21 protein-coding genes and 1 tRNA gene are annotated in these 17,728 nt (G+C 73.5%); 15 read left to right on the plus strand and 7 right to left on the minus strand.

Going from position 1 to position 17,728, the window contains the following annotated elements:
- Positions 1 to 135: 135 nt before the first annotated feature.
- Positions 136 to 993 carry a formyltetrahydrofolate deformylase gene (gene purU, locus AFB00_RS18115; protein WP_068798228.1) on the plus strand — a complete coding sequence of 286 codons (858 nt, stop codon included), beginning with the start codon at positions 136 to 138 and terminating at the stop codon, positions 991 to 993.
- 177 nt (positions 994 to 1,170) lie between these two features.
- On the opposite strand, the gene AFB00_RS18120 is transcribed toward purU, so the two are convergent.
- Entirely contained in the window at positions 1,171 to 2,316 is a 1,146-nt protein-coding gene (locus AFB00_RS18120; RefSeq protein ID WP_068798229.1) for an aromatic ring-hydroxylating oxygenase subunit alpha, read from the minus strand.
- 396 nt (positions 2,317 to 2,712) lie between these two features.
- Between AFB00_RS18120 and AFB00_RS18125 the strand changes: the two genes are divergently transcribed.
- The gene (locus tag AFB00_RS18125) at positions 2,713 to 4,518 is read left to right on the plus strand and encodes a BCCT family transporter (protein ID WP_083275618.1); all 1,806 of its coding nucleotides are present in this window, start codon (positions 2,713 to 2,715) and stop codon (positions 4,516 to 4,518) included.
- 33 nt (positions 4,519 to 4,551) lie between these two features.
- Here the strand turns inward: AFB00_RS18125 and AFB00_RS18130 are convergent, their stop codons facing one another.
- On the minus strand, positions 4,552 to 5,127 hold the full coding sequence (locus AFB00_RS18130; RefSeq protein WP_068798231.1) for an isochorismatase family protein: 576 nt from the start codon (positions 5,125 to 5,127) through the stop codon (positions 4,552 to 4,554).
- A 1-nt stretch (position 5,128) separates the two neighbouring features.
- Positions 5,129 to 6,463: a nicotinate phosphoribosyltransferase gene (locus AFB00_RS18135; RefSeq protein WP_068798232.1), complete on the minus strand. Its 1,335-nt coding sequence runs from the start codon at positions 6,461 to 6,463 to the stop codon at positions 5,129 to 5,131.
- A 38-nt stretch (positions 6,464 to 6,501) separates the two neighbouring features.
- On the opposite strand from AFB00_RS18135, the gene clpS reads away from it, so the two are divergent.
- On the plus strand, positions 6,502 to 6,798 hold the full coding sequence (clpS, locus tag AFB00_RS18140) for an ATP-dependent Clp protease adapter ClpS (protein WP_068800415.1): 297 nt from the start codon (positions 6,502 to 6,504) through the stop codon (positions 6,796 to 6,798).
- A complete protein-coding gene (locus AFB00_RS18145; RefSeq protein ID WP_068798233.1) occupies positions 6,795 to 7,343 on the plus strand; it encodes a DUF2017 domain-containing protein in 549 nt (182 codons plus the stop codon). The genes clpS and AFB00_RS18145 overlap by 4 nt, the downstream gene beginning before the upstream one ends.
- Positions 7,344 to 7,350: 7 nt before the next feature.
- Here AFB00_RS18145 and AFB00_RS18150 read toward each other — a convergent pair whose 3' ends face one another.
- Positions 7,351 to 9,039: a bifunctional metallophosphatase/5'-nucleotidase gene (locus AFB00_RS18150; protein WP_083275620.1), complete on the minus strand. Its 1,689-nt coding sequence runs from the start codon at positions 9,037 to 9,039 to the stop codon at positions 7,351 to 7,353.
- Between the two features lie 133 nt (positions 9,040 to 9,172).
- Between AFB00_RS18150 and AFB00_RS18155 the strand changes: the two genes are divergently transcribed.
- From AFB00_RS18155 to AFB00_RS18200, 10 genes are all read left to right on the plus strand, one after another.
- Positions 9,173 to 9,667, plus strand: a complete 495-nt coding sequence (locus tag AFB00_RS18155; RefSeq protein WP_068798234.1) for a Mov34/MPN/PAD-1 family protein — start codon at positions 9,173 to 9,175, stop codon at positions 9,665 to 9,667.
- 123 nt (positions 9,668 to 9,790) lie between these two features.
- A complete protein-coding gene (locus tag AFB00_RS18160) occupies positions 9,791 to 10,066 on the plus strand; it encodes a MoaD/ThiS family protein (RefSeq protein WP_068798235.1) in 276 nt (91 codons plus the stop codon).
- A gap of 57 nt (positions 10,067 to 10,123) precedes the next feature.
- Positions 10,124 to 11,071, plus strand: coding sequence for a PLP-dependent cysteine synthase family protein (locus AFB00_RS18165; protein WP_068798236.1), 948 nt, complete (start codon positions 10,124 to 10,126; stop codon positions 11,069 to 11,071).
- A gap of 51 nt (positions 11,072 to 11,122) precedes the next feature.
- Positions 11,123 to 11,737, plus strand: coding sequence for a rhomboid family intramembrane serine protease (locus AFB00_RS18170; RefSeq protein ID WP_068798237.1), 615 nt, complete (start codon positions 11,123 to 11,125; stop codon positions 11,735 to 11,737).
- Positions 11,734 to 12,561: a glutamate racemase gene (gene murI, locus AFB00_RS18175; RefSeq protein WP_156819618.1), complete on the plus strand. Its 828-nt coding sequence runs from the start codon at positions 11,734 to 11,736 to the stop codon at positions 12,559 to 12,561. Before AFB00_RS18170 ends, murI begins: the two co-directional genes overlap by 4 nt.
- Positions 12,562 to 12,776: 215 nt before the next feature.
- Positions 12,777 to 13,142 (plus strand): hypothetical protein, encoded by a 366-nt coding sequence (locus tag AFB00_RS18180; RefSeq protein WP_068800419.1) that lies wholly within the window; start codon positions 12,777 to 12,779, stop codon positions 13,140 to 13,142.
- On the plus strand, positions 13,135 to 13,539 hold the full coding sequence (locus AFB00_RS18185) for a hypothetical protein (RefSeq protein WP_068798238.1): 405 nt from the start codon (positions 13,135 to 13,137) through the stop codon (positions 13,537 to 13,539). Before AFB00_RS18180 ends, AFB00_RS18185 begins: the two co-directional genes overlap by 8 nt.
- Before the next feature lie 8 nt (positions 13,540 to 13,547).
- Positions 13,548 to 14,333: an MBL fold metallo-hydrolase gene (locus AFB00_RS18190; protein WP_068800418.1), complete on the plus strand. Its 786-nt coding sequence runs from the start codon at positions 13,548 to 13,550 to the stop codon at positions 14,331 to 14,333.
- A 17-nt stretch (positions 14,334 to 14,350) separates the two neighbouring features.
- On the plus strand, positions 14,351 to 15,136 hold the full coding sequence (gene rph / locus AFB00_RS18195; RefSeq protein WP_068798239.1) for a ribonuclease PH: 786 nt from the start codon (positions 14,351 to 14,353) through the stop codon (positions 15,134 to 15,136).
- Entirely contained in the window at positions 15,133 to 15,804 is a 672-nt protein-coding gene (locus tag AFB00_RS18200; protein ID WP_068798240.1) for a non-canonical purine NTP pyrophosphatase, read from the plus strand. The genes rph and AFB00_RS18200 overlap by 4 nt, the downstream gene beginning before the upstream one ends.
- A gap of 17 nt (positions 15,805 to 15,821) precedes the next feature.
- Here AFB00_RS18200 and AFB00_RS18205 read toward each other — a convergent pair whose 3' ends face one another.
- The gene (locus tag AFB00_RS18205) at positions 15,822 to 16,223 is read right to left on the minus strand and encodes a carboxymuconolactone decarboxylase family protein (protein ID WP_068798241.1); all 402 of its coding nucleotides are present in this window, start codon (positions 16,221 to 16,223) and stop codon (positions 15,822 to 15,824) included.
- 76 nt (positions 16,224 to 16,299) lie between these two features.
- Here AFB00_RS18205 and AFB00_RS18210 point away from each other — a divergent pair, with 76 nt between their 5' ends.
- Entirely contained in the window at positions 16,300 to 16,965 is a 666-nt protein-coding gene (locus AFB00_RS18210; RefSeq protein WP_083275622.1) for a TVP38/TMEM64 family protein, read from the plus strand.
- 45 nt (positions 16,966 to 17,010) lie between these two features.
- Here the strand turns inward: AFB00_RS18210 and AFB00_RS18215 are convergent.
- Together AFB00_RS18215 and AFB00_RS18220 are read right to left on the minus strand one after the other, a co-directional pair.
- Positions 17,011 to 17,083, minus strand: a tRNA-Leu gene (locus tag AFB00_RS18215).
- Positions 17,074 to 17,724, minus strand: a complete 651-nt coding sequence (locus AFB00_RS18220; RefSeq protein WP_083275623.1) for a hypothetical protein — start codon at positions 17,722 to 17,724, stop codon at positions 17,074 to 17,076. The genes AFB00_RS18215 and AFB00_RS18220 overlap by 10 nt, the downstream gene beginning before the upstream one ends.
- Positions 17,725 to 17,728: the final 4 nt, after the last annotated feature.

Raw genomic sequence — 17,728 nt, forward strand, 5'->3', positions numbered from 1 at the left:
AACCCGGCATACCGACCTACCAGTGCCCGCACCACGGGCCAGCTCTTGACGACAGTTGATATATCAATGCAGTATCTCTGGGTGTGGCCGTGCCGACGGCCACACCCGGAGGACGCGGAAGCCCGAGGAGACGCCGTGACCCGATCGTTCATCCTGTCCCTGAACTGCCCGAACCGCACCGGGATCGTGCGCGCCGTCAGTGCCTTCCTGTTCGAGTACGGCTGCGACATCTCCGAGTACCAGCAGTTCGACGACCCGGTCCGGGGCCGGGTGCTCCTGCGCACCCGGGTGACCGTCGCCGAGGGTGCGCCGGACATCGACCTCGACGTCGTCGCGCGGGCCTTCGAGCCGGTCGCGGCCGAGTTCGGCATGGACTTCACGTTCTCCGACGGTGCCCCCGCCCGGATCCTGGTGATGGTGTCCAGGCTCGGGCACTGCCTCAACGACCTGATCTTCCGCTGGCGGGCGGGCAGCCTCGGCGCGGACATCGTGGCCGTGGTGTCCAACCACACCGACATGCGCCCGATGGCGGAGGCGGCCGGGCTGCCGTTCGTGCACGTCCCGGTCACGCCGGAGACCAAGCCGGAGGCCGAGGCCGCGCTGCTGCGCGCCGTCGACGAGTTCGACGCCGAGCTGGTCGTGCTGGCCCGCTACATGCAGGTGCTCTCCGACGAGACCTGCAAGGCCCTGCACGGGCGCGCGATCAACATCCACCACTCGTTCCTGCCCGGCTTCAAGGGCGCCCGGCCCTACCACCAGGCCTACGACCGCGGCGTGAAGCTGGTCGGCGCGACCGCGCACTACGTCACGCCGGACCTCGACGAGGGCCCGATCATCGAGCAGGAGGTGATCCGGATCGACCACGGCTACGACCCGGCGGCGCTGCAGATGGTCGGCCGGGACGCCGAGGCGCTGGCCCTGTCCCGGGCGGTCCGCTGGCACTGCGAACGCCGCGTCCAGCTCTCCGGGTCGAGCACCGTCGTCTTCCGCTGACCCGTCCCGCCCACTCCGCGCCGGCTCGGGGACCCGCCCTCGTCGTACTCATGGAGCTTCAGCCTCGTCACACCGGGCCGAAGCTCCATGAGTACGTCCGGGGGAGGGGTGCGCGGCCGGGGACGACGTGCGAACGCCCCGCCCGGGACGGGCGGGGCGTTCGGTGTGCGGGCGGTCTCAGCCGACGCGCTCGCGGACCCAGTCGTGGAACTCGCCGATGTGGTGCTCGCTCGGCACGAGTACACCGCCCCTGTCGTACGAGCGCGAGTCCATCGCCAGCTGGCAGCGCTCGCAGGCGTCGAAGTCCTGCTGGTTGACCCGGTGGAACAGCTCCACCGACTTGTCGATGTCGGCCCCCGAGTCCACGACCTCCGGCAGGTACAGCCAGTCGCACAGCACCAGGGTGCGCTCCGGGGACAGCGGGAACATCCGGTGGAAGACGACGTGGTCGGGCACCAGGTTGATGAACACCTGCGGCCGGACGGTGATCGCGTAGTACCGGCGGTCCTGGTCCGCGGTGACGCCCGGGATCGGTGCCAGGCCCGCCGAGCCGTCGACGGTGAAGCCCTGCACCTGCTCGCCGAACTCCGCGCCGTGCCCGACGAAGTACTGCGCGGCCAGCCCGTCGGCGAACTCCGGGAGCACCTCGGTGAGCTCGGGATGGATCGTCGCGCAGTGGTAGCACTCCATGAAGTTCTCGACGATCTGCTTCCAGTTCGCCTTCACGTCGTAGGAGATGCGCCGGCCGAGCCGCAGGTTCTCGACCCCGTACTCGACGATCGCGTCCGGCGAGCCGAGCCGGGTGGTCACGTCACCGATCACGGTCTCGTCGAACGACGGCGGCCGGTCGGCCAGGCACAGCCAGACGTAGCCCAGCCACTCCCGCACGTGCACGCGGTGCAGCCCGTAGGAGACCTTGTCGATGTCCGGCATCGCCGTCAGGTTCGGCGCCGCGACCAGCTTGCCGTCGAGCCCGTAGGTCCAGGCGTGGTACGGACACTGGAACGAGCGCCGGACCTCGCCGGACTCCTCGGTGCACAGCCGGGCACCCCGGTGCCGGCACACGTTGAGGAACGCGTTGACCTTCCCGTCCCGGCCGCGGGTGACGATCACGCTCTCCCGGCCGATCTGCACGGTCTCGAACCGTCCGGGCCGCTCCAGGTCGGCGGCCAGCACGGAGCAGAACCAGTTCTTGTGGAAGATCTCGTCCTGCTCGGCCCGGAAGATGTCCCGGTCGGTGTAGTAGCGCCCGGCGAGGGTCTCTCGCAGGCTCTCCGGAAGGGTCTGGGCCTCGTGGGCGGGGGACAGCTCACCGGTGGTCATGGCAGTGCTCCTCGTGCAGAAGTGGAGTGCATTCGGCTCGGGCCCGGGGCGGAGGGGAGTGGTCGTGCGTCACGGGACGCACCGGTGGCGCAGCGGATCGGCGTTGCGTCGACAGCAACTGATTTCTCCATGCGCACCACGATGGGAGCGCGCGGGCGGGGTCGCTGTCAAGGGGCGATCCCGGCGGCGCGCAGTGCCGTGGTAGCGGCCGGCCCGGTACGGGATCGGACACGGTGGCGACTCCGCTGTCGTCGGGTGTCGGTGGGAGGTCCTTCGAGGTCACCGGGTTGACCGGCGTTCCGTGGACACCATAACGTGCCTAGATATATTAATCGAGTATCTGACGAGGAGCAGGTCGGGCCCGCACCACGAGTTCCGAACAGAGGTGGCCACGTCATGGCAGAAGTCGATTCCGGGCCGGGTACCGAGCCTCCGGCGCACAGGTTCCGCACCGACTGGACGGTCTTCGGGGTGGGCATCGGGCTCGCCCTGCTGTTCGTGGCGTGGGGGATCGCCGACCCGGCGGGCCTCGGTGGCGCGGCGAGCACGCTGATCGGCGGCCTGATGCGCGGCGGGGGCTGGGGCTTCATCCTCGCCGCGACCGGCTTCGTCGTGTTCGCGCTGTTCCTCGCGTTCAGCAGGTACGGCCGGATCAGGCTCGGCGCCGACGACGAGGAGCCGGAGTTCCGCACGGTCTCCTGGATCGCGATGATGTTCTCCGCCGGCATGGGCATCGGGCTCATGTTCTTCGGCGTGAACGAACCGCTCACCTTCTTCACCTCGCCGCCGCCCGGGTCGGCGGCCCCGGGGACGACCGAGGCGCTGCAGGTGTCGATGGCGACCTCGCTGTTCCACTGGACCCTGCACCCGTGGGCGATCTACGCCGTCGTCGGCCTCGCCATCGCCTACTCCACCTTCCGCAAGGGCCGCCGCCAGCTCATCAGCCAGGCCTTCGTCCCGCTCATCGGCAGGCGCGCCGCCGAGGGCGGCGTCGGCAGGACCATCGACATCCTCGCCATCTTCGCCACCCTGTTCGGCTCCGCCGCCTCACTCGGCTTCGGCGCCTACCAGATCGGCGGCGGCATGCAGACCGTCGGCTGGGTCGACGGCCAGGTCGGCGCCCCCGTCCTCGCCGCCGTCATCGTCGTGCTCACCGCCGCGTTCGTCCTCTCGGCGGTCTCCGGCGTCGCCCGCGGCATCCAGTGGCTGTCCAACACCAACATGGTGCTCGCCGCCGCGCTGGCGGTGTTCGTGTTCGTGGTCGGCCCGACGGTGCTGATCCTGGACCTCCTCCCGACGACGATCGGGGCCTATTTCTCCCAGTTCTTCGAGATGGTGGCGCGCACCGAGGCGGTCGGCGGGGAGCCGATGCTGGACTGGCTGTCGAGCTGGACGGTCTTCTACTGGGCCTGGTGGATCTCCTGGACGCCGTTCGTCGGGATGTTCCTGGCCCGGATCTCCCGGGGCCGCACCATCCGGGAGTTCGTCGGCGGCGTCATCCTCGCGCCGAGCCTGGTCTCGCTGGTGTGGTTCTGCGTCTTCGGCGGGACCGCGATCACCCAGGTGCAGGACGGCGTCACCGAGTTCTCCGACGACTCCGACGTCCAGCTGTTCCAGATGCTGGCCGCCTACCCGTGGGCGACCTTCACCGGGCTGCTCGTCATGGCCCTGGTGGCGATCTTCTTCGTCTCCGGCGCCGACGCCGCGTCGATCGTCATGGGCACGCTGTCCCAGCGCGGCACCATCGAGCCGAGCCGCTGGGTGGTGGTCGTGTGGGGCGCCGCGATGGGCGCGGTCGCCGTGCTGATGCTGGCCACCGGCGGGGAGGACGCGCTCGGTGGCATCCAGGACCTGACCATCCTGGTCGCCGCACCGTTCGTCGTGATCATGGTGCTGCTGTGCCTGGCCCTGCACCGGGACCTGCGCCGCGACCGGATCATCCTGCGGAGCATCAAGGGGACCGAGGTCATCGAGCAGGCGGTGGACTGGGCCACCGACCGCCACGGCGACGACTTCTACGTGAAGGTCGGGACCTTCGGCCGCGACGACGGGGACCCGCCGGCCCCCGCGGGAACGGACGGGACCGCACCCGGCACACCGGACGGCGGCCGGGCCGGACCCGGCGACGGGGCCGGCGACCGGTCCGGTGACGACGAGCCGGATCCGGGCGAGCGGGCCGGGGCGGCCCACCGCGGCGACTGACCGGTCGCACGCAGCGGCCGGGGTACCGCGGGCTCACCCGCCGGGGCGCTCCCCGTCGATCCGCACCCCGGCCGCGCGCAGCTCCGCCAGCGCCCGCTCCGTCGTCCCCGCCGCGACCCCGGCACAGTGCCCGAGCAGGACCGCGGTCGTCAGCCCGAGCCGGGCCGCGTCCAGCGCGGTGGCCAGCACGCAGTGGTCGGTCGCGAGCCCGACGACGTCGACCGCGGTGACCCCGCGCGCGTCCAGCCAGTCCGCGAGCGGCGTACCGGACTCGTTGTCGCTCGCGCCCTCGAACCCGGAGTAGGCGCTGGTGTAGGCGCCCTTGTCGAAGACGCACTCGATCGGCGCGACGTCCAGCGCGGGATGGAACGACGCCCCGGGCGTCCCGGCCCGGCAGTGCGGCGGCCACGAGTCGACGAAGTCCGGGGTGCCGGAGAAGTGCGGCCCGGGATCGACGTGCACGTCCCGGGTGGCGACGACGTGGTCGTACCCGCCACCGGTCGCGAGCGCCCCGATCCCGGCGGCGACGGCGGCCCCGCCGGTGACGGCGAGCGATCCGCCCTCGCAGAAGTCGTTCTGCACGTCGACGACGATCAGCGCCCTGGCCATCTCAGCTCTCCGATCCGGGGGTGCGGAACGTGGTCGGGATCGCGGGCTCCCCGCGGGAGAGCTTCAGCCCCTCCCAGGGGACGGCGACCAGCGCGGTGCGCAGCCGGTCCCGGGCGGCCTCCAGGCCGGTGTGCTCGGGCGCCGCGACGACCGACCCGGCCCGGACGAGCGGGACCGGCAGCGTCCGGTCGTGCGGGCCCAGCCGCGGCGCCTCGTCGTGCGGGTGCACGACCTCCTCGACCGCCGTCCCGGTCGGCTTGAACCGGCGCACCGCCGACTTCCGCCCGCCGCGGGACTCCTTGGCGCTCGACCGCTTGCTCACCGGCCGCCCGTCGACCTCGACAAGCTTGTAGACCATGCCGGCGGTCGGGGCGCCGGAGCCGGTCGCGACCGAGGTGCCGACGCCGTAGGAGTCGACCGGCTCGGCGCGCAGCGAGGCGATGGCGTACTCGTCGAGATCGCCGGAGAGCACGATCCGGGTCCCGGTCGCGCCGAGCGCGTCCAGCTGGTCGCGGGCCTGGCGGGCCAGCTCGCCGAGGTCTCCGGAGTCGATCCGGATCGCGCCCAGGCCGGTCCCGGCGGCGGCGACGGCGTTCGCGATCCCGGCCCGGATGTCGTAGGTGTCGACGAGCAGCGTGGTCCCGGTCCCCAGGGCGGCGACCTGGCTCGCGAACGCGGACGGCTCGTCGTCGTGCAGCAGCACCCAGGCGTGCGCGGCGGTCCCGGCCGTCGGGATGCCGAAGCGGGCGCCGGCGGCGAGGTTCGACGTCGTCGTGAACCCGGCCAGGTAGGCCGAGCGCGCGGCGGCGACGGCGGCCTCCTCGTGGGTGCGCCGCGACCCCATCTCGATCAGCGGGCGCCCGGCCGCCGCGGTCACCATCCGGGCCGCGGCCGAGGCGATCGCGCAGTCGTGGTTGAAGATCGACAGCGCCAGGGTCTCCAGGACGACGGCGTCGGCGAAGCTGCCGGTGACGGTCAGCACCGGGGAGCCGGGGAAGTACAGCTCGCCCTCGGGATAGCCGTCGACGTCGCCGGTGAAGCGGTAGTCCCGCAGCCAGTCCAGGGTGGCCGCGTCGACGACCCCGTCCAGCGCGGCCAGGTCCGCGGCGCCGAACCGGAACCGCTCCAGCGCCTGCAGCAGCCGCCCGGTACCGGCGACGACGCCGTAGCGGCGCCCGTCCGGCAGCCGGCGGGCGAACAGCTCGAAGACGCACCGCCGGTCCGCGGTGCCGTCGGCGAGCGCGGCCGCCACCATCGTCAGCTCGTAGCGGTCGGTCAGGAGCGCCGTGCCGGACTCACTGGTGGTCTCTGTGCCCCCCGGGGCCGAACCGGTCATGGCGGGAGCCTACGGGCGCCTGTGTCACCATGGTCGCCATGACCGCCCCGTCGCCGTCACCCATCGAGCAGGTGTCGCCGGACACCGACGAGGACACCGCCCCGGAGACCCCGTGGCAGGCGATCGTGTGGAACGACCCGGTCAACCTCATGTCGTACGTGACCTACGTGCTGCAGAAGGTCTTCAGCTACCCCGAGGCGAAGGCGACGGCCCTGATGCTCGACGTGCACCACAAGGGCCGGGCCGCCGTGTCCTCCGGGGACAAGGAGACGGTCGAGGGGCACGTCGCCCAGCTGCACGCGGCCGGCCTCTGGGCCACCATGCAGCGCGCATGAACGGCTGGAAGCGCAGCGGGCGCGGCGCGCGGCTCCGCTACACCTCGGGGTTCTCCGGCGAGGAGGCCGCGGTGCTGCGCGGGCTGTTCACGGAGGTCCGGCAGATGCTCGCCGGCCGGGCCGCGCTGGCCCCGGAGGACGAGCTGGCCACCCTGACCGGCATCCGCACCGGCCCCACCAGCCGGCCCACCGACCGGGTGCTCGCCCGGCTGCTGCCCGACTTCACCAGCGAGGACTCCGACCTCGCCGGGGGCCTGCGCTCGCTGCACGAGCCCGCGCTGATCGAGGCCAAGGACCAGGCGGCCGAGACCGTGCTGGACACGCTGCCGGAGTCCGGCGGGCGCCTCGAGCTGACCCCGGAGCAGGCCGACGCCTGGCTGGCCGCGCTGAACGACGTCCGGCTGGCGCTGGGCACGGCCCTCGACGTGAGCGAGGACATGCCCGAGCAGCTGCCCGAGGACGATCCGCGGGCCCGGCACCTCGGCGTCTACCACTGGCTGACCTACGTGCAGGACTCCCTGGTCCGGGTGCGTGTGCAGGGCTGAGCCCGGTTCAGCCGCGGTCGATCCGGTCGGTCGGCGGCGGTGTGAGTCCCGGCGTCGCCTGCAGGTAGGCGACGAACGCGTCCAGGTCCACCGGACCGCCGACCAGCTCGGTCCCGGCGGCGAAGGCGTCGAAGCCGTCCCCCCCGGCGGACAGGAAGTTGTTGACGGCGACCCGGTAGCGGCCGTCGTCGGTGACCGGGGTGCCGTCGACCTCGATCCCGCCGACCCGGTCGCCGGTCACCGCGTACCGGACGTTCGACGACGTCTGCAGCACCGTCGGGCCGTCCTCGACGGTGAACTGCTGGTCGAGCACCGCCCGCAGCTGCGCCCCGGTCAGGGTCATCGTCTGCAGGACGTTGCCGAACGGCTGCACGGTGTAGGCCTGCCCGTAGGTCACCTGCCCGCCGGGCCCCGGGATCAGGTCGGCGCGGACGCCGCCGGGGTTGGTCAGCGCGAGCTGGGCGCCGTCCCCGCGGGACGCGGCGAGCTGGGCGTCGGCGATCACCGTGCCGAGCGGGGACAACCCGGACGGTGCGGCGGCCCGGGGGAGCGGGCCGGCGAGGCTGCCGACCGGGCGCCCGGCCAGCGGGGCCGACTCCGCGACGGCCCGGTCGACGATCTCCTGCGCGGCCGGGTCGGGCGCGACGTCGCGGGTCACGACCTCGTTCCGGGCGGTGGTGGCGGCGCGGTCGACGTCGCCGTCCCCGGTGATCGCGAGGTCGAGCACCGACAGCAGCCGCCCGAACGACAGACCCTGCACGAACGGCCGCGGTGCCCCGGCGGGGTCGGTGGCGGAACAGACGTACTGCTGGTGGGTGTGGGCGGAGAACACGGCGTCGACGTCCGGGGAGACGGCCGCGGCGATCCGCGACCCCGGCCCGCCGGGCTCCACCGGGCAGGCCGACGGGCCGGCGTCCGCGCCGGAGGTCGGGCCCGTCTCGTCGCCCTGGTGCAGCAGCAGGACCTGGGCCCGGACGCCCTGTGCGGTCAGCTCCCGCGACGCCGCGTCGACCGCCGCGACCTCGTCGCCGGCCGTGAGCCCGCGGATCCCGTCCGGGGAGACGAGATCGCCCAGCTCGCTCAGCGTCGCGCCGATGACGCCGATCCGGGTCCCACCGGCCTCGACGACCTGCGTCGCGGGCAGCGCCGGCCGGCCGTCGGCCCCGGTGACGTTCGCGGCCAGCACCGGGAACGACGCGCCGTCGTAGGCGGGGTCGAAGCGGCAGCCGTCGGCCGGGTGGCAGCCACCATCGACGATCCGGCGCAGCTCGTCGATGCCCTCGTCGAACTCGTGGTTGCCGGCCACCGAGGCGGCCACACCCATCCGGTCGAGCAGCTCGACCGTCGGCTCGTCCCGGAACAGGGCCGAGGCCAGCGGGGAGGCCCCGATGTTGTCCCCGGTCGAGAGCAGCACCGAGTCCGGCTGCTCGCCGCGCAACCGGTTCACGTGCGCCGCGAGGTAGGCGGCACCGCCCGCCTCGACCTCGGCGCCGTCGTCGGTGCTCACCTCGGCCGAGGACCCGCTCGGCGGTTCCAGGTTGCCGTGCAGGTCGTTGAACGTGATCAGCCGGACCGTCGAGGAACCCGCGCCGGGCCCGCCCGGGGACCCGGCCGCCCACACGGCGACCCCGGCCACCAGGGCCACGGCGAGCACGGCGGCCAGGACGAACGCGACACGGCGGGTGGAGGCGGGCACGTCGGCAGTATCGGCCCGGATCGCCCGGGTGTCCCGTGGTGCAGGTCACAATCGGGCATTGCCGGTGGATGAACGTTGTGAGCCGGGTCCGAACGGAGTGCGTCCGCACCGGGCGGCCCCGTATCCTCGCCGTGTGCTCGCCATCCGCTCCGATCTGGTCGACGAGATCGTCGCGCACGCCCGCCGGGACTTCCCGGTCGAGGCGTGCGGGCAGCTCGTGGGCCCGGAGACCGGCGCGCACGCCGAGCGGTACGTCCCGATGACCAACGCCGACGAGGTGGCCAGCGACTTCGCGTTCGCCCCGGCCGAGGACATCGCGCTGGAGCGCGACCTCGACGCCCGCGGTGAGCGGCGGATGCTCGTCGTCCACTCGCACACCCGGGTCCCGCGCCGGCCGCTGACCGACACCGGGCTGCCCGAGGCGTACCCGTCGGTCAAGGACGTCGCGCAGATGGAGTGGACCCCCGACCAGCACTGGCTGATCGTCGGCCTGGCCACCGCCGACGGCGAGCCCGAGGTGCGGTCCTACCACCTGGCCGGCGGCGCGATCGTCGAGGACGACCTGGTCGTCGTCGAGTCCTACATGTTCTCCCACACCGGCTCCGACGACGTCCCCGACCGGACCTGATCCACCGTCGGCGCATCCCGCGCAGGCGGTCCGCGGGAATGTCGCCGTACTCCGGCCACGTTGCCGCGTGCAGCAGTACCCGCTGCCCAGCCACCCGCAACGAACCAGGAGTGATCAGCTCAGATGGCCGTCTCCGTCTCCGTCCCCACCATCCTGCGCACCCACACCGGCGGCGAGAAGGCCGTCGAGGCCAAGGGTGACACCGTCGCCGCCGTCATCGACGACCTGGAGTCGCGCCACAGCGGCATCAAGGACCGCCTGATCACCGACGGCAAGCTGCACCGGTTCGTCAACATCTACGTCGACGACGAGGACGTCCGCTTCGCCGGTGGCCTGCAGGCCCCGGTGTCGGACAGCTCGACGCTGACCATCCTCCCGGCCGTCGCCGGCGGACGCTGACCGCTCGATCCACCGGCTCCGGGGCGGGACCCGTCCCGGAGCGCGAAGGGGAGACCCGTGCGTTACGACTCGCTGCTGGACGCCGTCGGCGACACCCCGCTCGTCGGGCTGCCCGCGCTGTCGCCGTCGGAGGACGTCCGACTGTGGGCGAAGCTGGAGGACCGCAACCCCACCGGCTCGATCAAGGACCGGCCCGCGCTGGCCATGATCACCGACGCGGAGAAGCAGGGGCTGCTCACGCCGGGGTGCACGATCCTGGAGCCCACCTCGGGCAACACCGGGATCTCGCTGGCGATGGCCGCCCGGCTCAAGGGCTACCAGCTGGTCTGCGTGATGCCCGAGAACACCTCGGAGGAGCGGCGCCAGCTGCTCGCGATGTACGGCGCGCAGATCATCTCCTCGCCGGCGGCCGGTGGCTCGAACCAGGCCGTCGCCGTCGCGAAACAGCTCGCCGCCGAGCACACCGACTGGGTCATGCTCTACCAGTACGGCAACCCGGCGAACACCGACGCGCACTACCGCGGCACCGGCCCGGAGATCCTGCGCGACCTGCCGCAGATCACCCACTTCGTGGCCGGGCTCGGGACCACCGGCACCCTGGTCGGGGCCGGGCGCTACCTGCGTGAGCACAAGCCCGGCGTGCAGGTCGTCGCGGCCGAGCCCCGCTACGGCGAGCTCGTCTACGGCCTGCGCAACCTGTCCGAGGGCTTCGTCCCCGAGCTGTACGACGAGACCGTGCTGACCGGGCGGTTCTCCGTCGGTTCCTACGACGCGCTGCGCCGCACCCGCCAGCTCGTCGAGTCCGAGGGGATCTTCGCCGGCATCTCGTCGGGGGCGATCCTGCACGCCGCGCTCGGCGTCGCGAACAAGGCGTTCGACGCCGGGGAGCGCGCCGACGTCGTGATGATCATCTGCGACGGCGGCTGGAAGTACCTCTCGACCGGCGCCTACTCGGGCGACCTCGGTTCGGCCGCACAGGGCATCGACGGTCACCTCTGGGCCTGAGCGCCCGCGGATCCCGGCGAAACGGGCACGGGCGCGGGTACCGTCGGTGCCATGACCTCGCCCCTGCCCGGCCGGGCTCCCGCCCGCGTGCTGCCGCCCGCCCCGGCCCGGGCCGCGGTGCTCATGCTCGTCTTCACCGCCGCGCTCTACCTGATCGAGATCATCGACTCGGCCTCCGATGACCTCGTCACGGTGGCCGGAGCGATCTACCCGCGGGACACCTCCGGGCTGAGCGGGATCCTCACCGCACCGCTCATCCACAGCGACTGGGCGCACCTGATCGCGAACACCGTCCCGTTCCTGGTGTTCGGGTTCCTCGCGATGTCCGGCGGCATCGCGCAGTGGTTCGCCGTGACCGCGACCATCTGGGTGGTCAGCGGACTGGGCGTCTGGCTCATCTCGCCGGCGCCGGTGATCGGCGCTTCCACGATCGTCTTCGGCTGGTTCCTGTTCCTGCTGGTCCGCGGCTTCTACGCGCGCAACGCCGGGCAGATCCTGCTCGCGGTGGCGCTGTTCGTCGTGTGGGGCTCGCTGCTGTGGGGCGTGCTGCCGTCCGACCCGATGGTGTCCTGGCAGGGGCACCTGTTCGGGGCCGTCGGCGGGGTGGTCGCCGCGTCCTGGGTGGCGAAGGCCGACCGGCGGCGCGCACCTACCCTGGGGGTGTGAGCAGCGCGGGGATCGACGCACCGATCGGGATCTTCGACTCCGGGGTCGGCGGGCTGACCGTCGCCCGCTCGGTGATCGACCTGCTGCCCGCCGAGCAGCTCGTCTACGTCGGCGACACCGCGCACAGCCCGTACGGGCCCCGCTCGCTGGCCGACATCCGGCGGCTCGCACTCGCGATCGGCGACGAGCTCGTCGAGTCCGGGGTGAAGGCACTGGTCATCGCCTGCAACTCGGCCTCGGCGGCCTGCCTGGCCGACTTCCGGGAGCGGTACCCGGTGCCGGTCGTCGAGGTCGTCCGGCCGGCCGTGCGGCGGGCGGTGGCGACCACCCGCAACGGGCGGATCGGCGTCATCGGGACCCGGGCCACGATCACCTCCGGTGCCTACGCCGACGCCTTCGACGCCGCCCCCGACGCCCGCATCACCTCGGTCGCGTGTCCCCGGTTCGTCGACTTCGCCGAGCGCGGCACGACCAGCGGCCGGCAGGTCCTCGGCGTCGCGCAGGGGTACCTCGAGCCGCTGCAGCGGGCCGGGGTGGACACCGTCGTGCTGGGCTGTACCCACTACCCGCTGCTGAGCGGGGTGCTGGAGATCGTGCTCGGCCCGGACGTGACGCTGGTGTCCTCGGCCGACGAGACCGCCCGCACCCTCGTGCGCACCCTGCACTCGCAGGACCTGCTGCGCGACGACACCGCGCCGCCCGCGCCGCACCGGTTCCTCGCGACCGGGGACCCGGAGCCGTTCCGGCGCCTGGGGCGGCGCTTCCTCGGCCCGGAGATCGGGTCGGTCGTGGGCCGGGCCGGGCTGGGTGCGGTCGGGGCCTGACCTCGCCGACGCCGGCGCGCGGCCACCTCGGCGTACGTGCCGCGGCTCCAGACTGCTCGCCGACGTGATCGGATGTTCGGCTGCGTCCGGTGCCACCTGCGGCACCGGACGCAGCCAAGGATCTGATCACCCGGGTGCGCACGGCGCGGGCGGCGGGTCCGGGCCGGGTGGGCCGGTCGCCGGGCGAGCCGGTCGGCCCGGGTAACGTCCGCGCCGTGGTCGGTTCGATGGTCGGTGTGATCATGGTCGTCCTGGCGGCGACCGCCCTGTTCGGCCTGCTCACGACGGTGCTGAACCGCCCGCCGACCCGGGTGCACCAGGCCGCCGTCGGGCTGGCCACGCTGCTGATCGTCGTGCAGGCGGCGATCGCGGCCTACCAGGTGCTCGTCGGTGGCGTGACGCTCCCGGAACGGACGACGTTCCTCATCTACCTCGCCGTCGCCGTCTGCGTGCCGCCGATCTCGCTCCAGTTCGCCACCGCGGAGCCGAGCCGCTGGGGCGGCACCGTGATCGCCGTCGGGGCGATCGGCACCCTCGTCGCGGTGCTGCGGCTGCAGGGTCTGTGGGTGCCCGGTGCCTGAGCCGGCCCGCGCGACCGCCACCGGTCCCGGCCGGATCCTGATCGCCGTCTACGGGATCTTCGCCGTCGCCGCGACGGCACGGGCCGGGGTCCAGATCGCGGACCGCTTCGCCGAGGCCCCGCTGGCCTACAGCCTGTCCGCGGTCGCCGGTGTCGTCTACGTCCTCGCCACGATCGGGCTGGCCGGGACCGGCCCCGGGTACCGGCGGCTCGCCTGGTGCGCGGTCGTGTTCGAGCTGACCGGCGTGCTCGTGGTCGGCGCGATCACGCTGATCGTGCCCGGCGACTTCCCGCAGGAGACGGTCTGGTCCCTGTTCGGCATCGGGTACGGGTTCGTCCCGCTGGTCCTGCCGTTCGCAGGGATCTGGTGGCTGCGGCGGACGGCCCGCCGGGGTTAGTGTCGCGCATGCGGCTGATCGTGCTCGGGTGTTCCGGCAGCGGCCCCGGCCCCGGCTCCCCGGCGTCCGGCTACCTCGTGGAGGCCGGCGCCACCCGGCTCACGCTGGACCTCGGCAACGGCACCCTCGGTGCCCTGCAGCGGCACGCCGACCCGTGGACGCTGGGCGCGACCGCGTTCAGCCACCTGCATCCCGATCACTGCGCCGACTTCGCCTCGCTCGTCGTCCACCGCCGCTACCACCCCCGGCCGCCGTTCGACCCCCGAGCCGCGCCGCTGCCGGTGCACGCCCCGAGCGGGGCGCACGCGCGGTTCGCCCGCGCCCACGCCACCACCGAGGACGATCTCGCGGGCACCGACCTCACCGACGTCTTCCGCTTCCACGACCTCGCGCCCGGTGCGGGCTTCACCGTGGGCACCGGCCGCGACACCGTGACCGTGACCGCGTACCCGGTCGTGCACCCCTGCCCGTCGTTCGCGTTCCGGGTCGAGCACGCCGGGCGGGTGCTCGCCTACTCCGGGGACACCGCACCCTGCCCCGGTCTCGTCGACGCCGCGCGCGACGCCGACCTGTTCCTCTGCGAGGCCAGCTGGCCGCACGGCGCCGGCAACCCGCCCGGTGTGCACCTGTCCGGCCGGGAGGCGGGGGAGCACGCCGCGGCGGCCGGGGCCCGCAGGCTCGTCGTCACCCACGTCCCGGCCTGGTACGACGCCGACGCCCTCACCGCCGAGGCGAAGGCCGCGTTCGACGGCCCGGTCGACCGAGCCTTCCCGGACGCCGTCCTCGAGGTGTGAGTTCCTACGATGGCCGGGTGACACGAGCAGAGGGCAGAGCGGACGGACGGACCGACGACGAGCTGCGTCCGGTGACGATCACGCGGGGCTACCAGAAGCACCCCGCCGGATCGGTGCTGGTCGAGTTCGGCGACACGAAGGTGCTGTGCGCGGCCAGCGTGACCGAGGGGGTCCCGCGCTGGCGCAAGGGATCCGGGCTCGGCTGGGTCACCGCGGAGTACGCGATGCTGCCGTCGGCGACCGACACCCGGTCCTCCCGGGAGTCGGTCAAGGGCAGGGTCGGCGGGCGTACCCACGAGATCTCCCGGCTCATCGGCCGGTCGCTGCGGGTCTGCCTCGACCTGAAGGCGCTCGGCGAGAACACCATCGCGATCGACTGCGACGTCCTGCAGGCCGACGGCGGCACCCGCACGGCCGCGATCACCGGCGCCTACGTCGCGCTGTGCGACGCCGTGACCTGGCTCGGCGAGCACGGCAAGCTGTCGGACCCCAAACCGATCTCCTGCCAGGTGGCCGCCGTCTCGGTCGGCGTCGTCGACGGCCGGGTGCGGCTCGACCTGCCCTACTCCGAGGACTCGCGGGCCGAGGTCGACACCAACGTCGTCGCCACCGAGACGGGCACGCTGATCGAGGTGCAGGGCACCGGCGAGGGCGCCACGTTCGCCCGCCGGACCCTCGACGCGATGCTGGACTCGGCGCTCGCCGGGATCGCCGACCTCGCCCGGATGCAGACCGAGGCGCTGGCGGCCCCGCACCCGAAGCTGGCCGCCGAGCGGGCCGCGACCGCGGACGACGCCGGATGAGCGCCGCCACCCACCGGCTGCTGCTGGCCAGCCGGAACGCGAAGAAGCTCACCGAGCTGCGCCGGATCGTCGAGGCCGCGGGGCTCACCGGCGCCGAGATCGTCGGCCTGGCCGACGTGCCCGAGTTCCCGGAGGCCCCGGAGACGGGGGCGACGTTCGCCGAGAACGCGCTGGCGAAGGCCCGCGACGCCGCGCTCGCGACCGGGCTGCCCACGGTCGCCGAGGACTCCGGCATCACCGTCGACGCGCTGAACGGGATGCCCGGCATCCTGTCGGCGCGCTGGTCCGGCCGCCACGGCGACGACGACGCGAACCTGCAGCTGCTGCTCGGCCAGACCCGGGACGTGCCGGACGAGCGCCGTGGCGCGGCCTACGTGTGCGCCGCCGCGCTGATCACCCCCGGGGCCGCGGCCGACCCGGCCGCCGTCCGGCCGGACGCCGACGGGGACACCCCCGGCCGGACCGTGGTGCACGGGACGTGGCGGGGTGTCCTGCTCCGCGAGCCGCGGGGGACGAACGGGTTCGGCTACGACCCGATCTTCGAGCCGGAGGGCACCGGGCGCTCCGCCGCGGAGCTGAGCGCCGGGGAGAAGGACGCCGTCTCGCACCGCGGCCAGGCCCTGCGGGCGCTGCTGCCGCACCTGCGGGCGCTGCTCGCCGCGAGCTGACCGCGCGCCGGCCGCGGTCAGTCGGCCGGGGCCGGCTCGGCCAGCACCCGCTGGGCGATCGCGAAGGCCGAGTTCGCCGCGGGCACGCCGCAGTAGATCGCCGTCTGCAACAGGATCTCGACGATCTCCTCGCCGGTCAGCCCGTTGCGGCGGGCGGCCCGGACGTGCATCTCGAACTCGTTCCAGTGCCCGTGCGCGACCAGCGCGGTGAGGGTCACCGCCGAGCGCATCCGGCGGTCCAGGCCCGGCCGGGTCCAGATCTCGTTCCAGGCGTAGCGGGTGATCAGCTGCTGGAACTCCGCGGTCGTCGCGTCGGCCCGCGCCAGCGACCCGGCGACGTGGTCGGCGCCCAGCACCTCCCGGCGGACGGCCAGGCCGTCCTGGTCCAGGTCGGCGGGGTCCAGTCCGTGCGCGCTCATGGGCGCAGCCTCTCACGCGGGCCCGGGGGCGGGGCGTGACGGAGATCGCTGCGGACGGCTGAGTACCGTGGCCGGAGTGCGGTGGTGGCGTCCGGTCGTGGCCGGCCTGGGGCTGGTGCTCGTGGCGGTCGTCGTCGTCCTCGTGGCACGGGCGTACGGCGTCTCGGCGCTCCCGCAGCTGGGTGAGGTGCGCCGGGTGGTCGAGGGCGCCGGCCCGTGGGGGCCGGTGGCGTTCGTCGTGCTCCAGGTGCTGCTCAACGTCCCCCCGATCCCGCGGACCGTGTTCACCGTCTCCGCCGGGGTGCTGTTCGGGCCGGTGTCCGGGACCGCACTGACCCTGCTGGCGACCGCGCTGGCCGCGGCCGTGGCGTTCGGGCTGGTCCGGGCGACCGGTGGCCGGATGGTCGCCCGCTACGTCGAGCATCCGCGGGCGGAGTGGATGCGCCGCCGCCTGGACCAGCACGGCACGCTGGCGGTCGTGTCGCTGCGCCTCATCCCGATGGTGCCGTTCGCCGCGATGAACTACGTGTCCGGGCTCTCGACCGTGCGGTTCCGGTCCTACCTGGTCGGGACGGTGATCGGGTCGACGCCGAGCACCGTCGCGATCGTCACCCTCGGGGATGCCGCGACCGGTTCGGTGCCACCGGCGCTGTTCGTGGTCTCCGGGCTCTGCGCCGTGGTCGGTATCGCGGGCGTGGTGCTGGCGGCCCGGCGCACGCTGCCGGACGAGCCGGCCGCGTGAGCGGGGGACGCCGGGCCGCAGCGGCCCGGGCGCCCACCCGGTGCGTGCCGGCGGCGGGATTCGAACCCGCACTGGCGGCCACCTAAAGACCGTGCCTCTGCCGTTGGGCTACGCCGGCCGACCCTTACGCGCGCACCAGGTGCTGGTCTGCGCGTGGCAGTTCGGACACAGGATACGGAGGTTCTCCAGCCGGTTGTCGGTGTGGTCGCCGTTGACGTGGTCGAGGTGCAGCGGAAGCGGATGGTCCAGCCAGCGGTGCAGCCCGCAGCACTCGCAGTGCGCGGGTTTCAGCCCGGCGGCGACGAGCCGTTGCCGGAGGAATCCGGTGTTGCGGTGCGGGGAGTCGCGGACGAGGATCTCGTCGAGCGGTCGCCCCACCCGGCCCGGGAACGAGTGCCCGCGGGCCCAGCCCTGGCCCCGGAAGTGTGAGGTGTCCAAGCCGAGCCGCCGGATGTGCCCGACGATCATCCGGTGCATCCCGCCGCTCGGCGCGTATCCGAGTGCTTGCAGTACCGCCGAGACGCTCGCCGAGTCCCGCACCGCCTCCGCGAGCTGCCGGTCGGTCCAGTGGTTGCGCCGCCGCCCCTCCACCGGGCCCGGAAGATGGCCCGCGTCGGCCCCCACCCGGACGATGTGTCTGCGCAGCAGGTCGTACCGGCCCGGCCGGATCCCCAGCCGCCGGCAGACCTCGGCGAGGGTGCCCGACGCGGCCACGGCCTCGACCAGCTCCCGGTCGGTCCACCGCCGGGGGCGGGGCATCACC

The organism is Pseudonocardia sp. HH130630-07 (assembly GCF_001698125.1).
In the GTDB taxonomy this organism is placed as follows: Bacteria; Actinomycetota; Actinomycetes; order Mycobacteriales; family Pseudonocardiaceae; genus Pseudonocardia.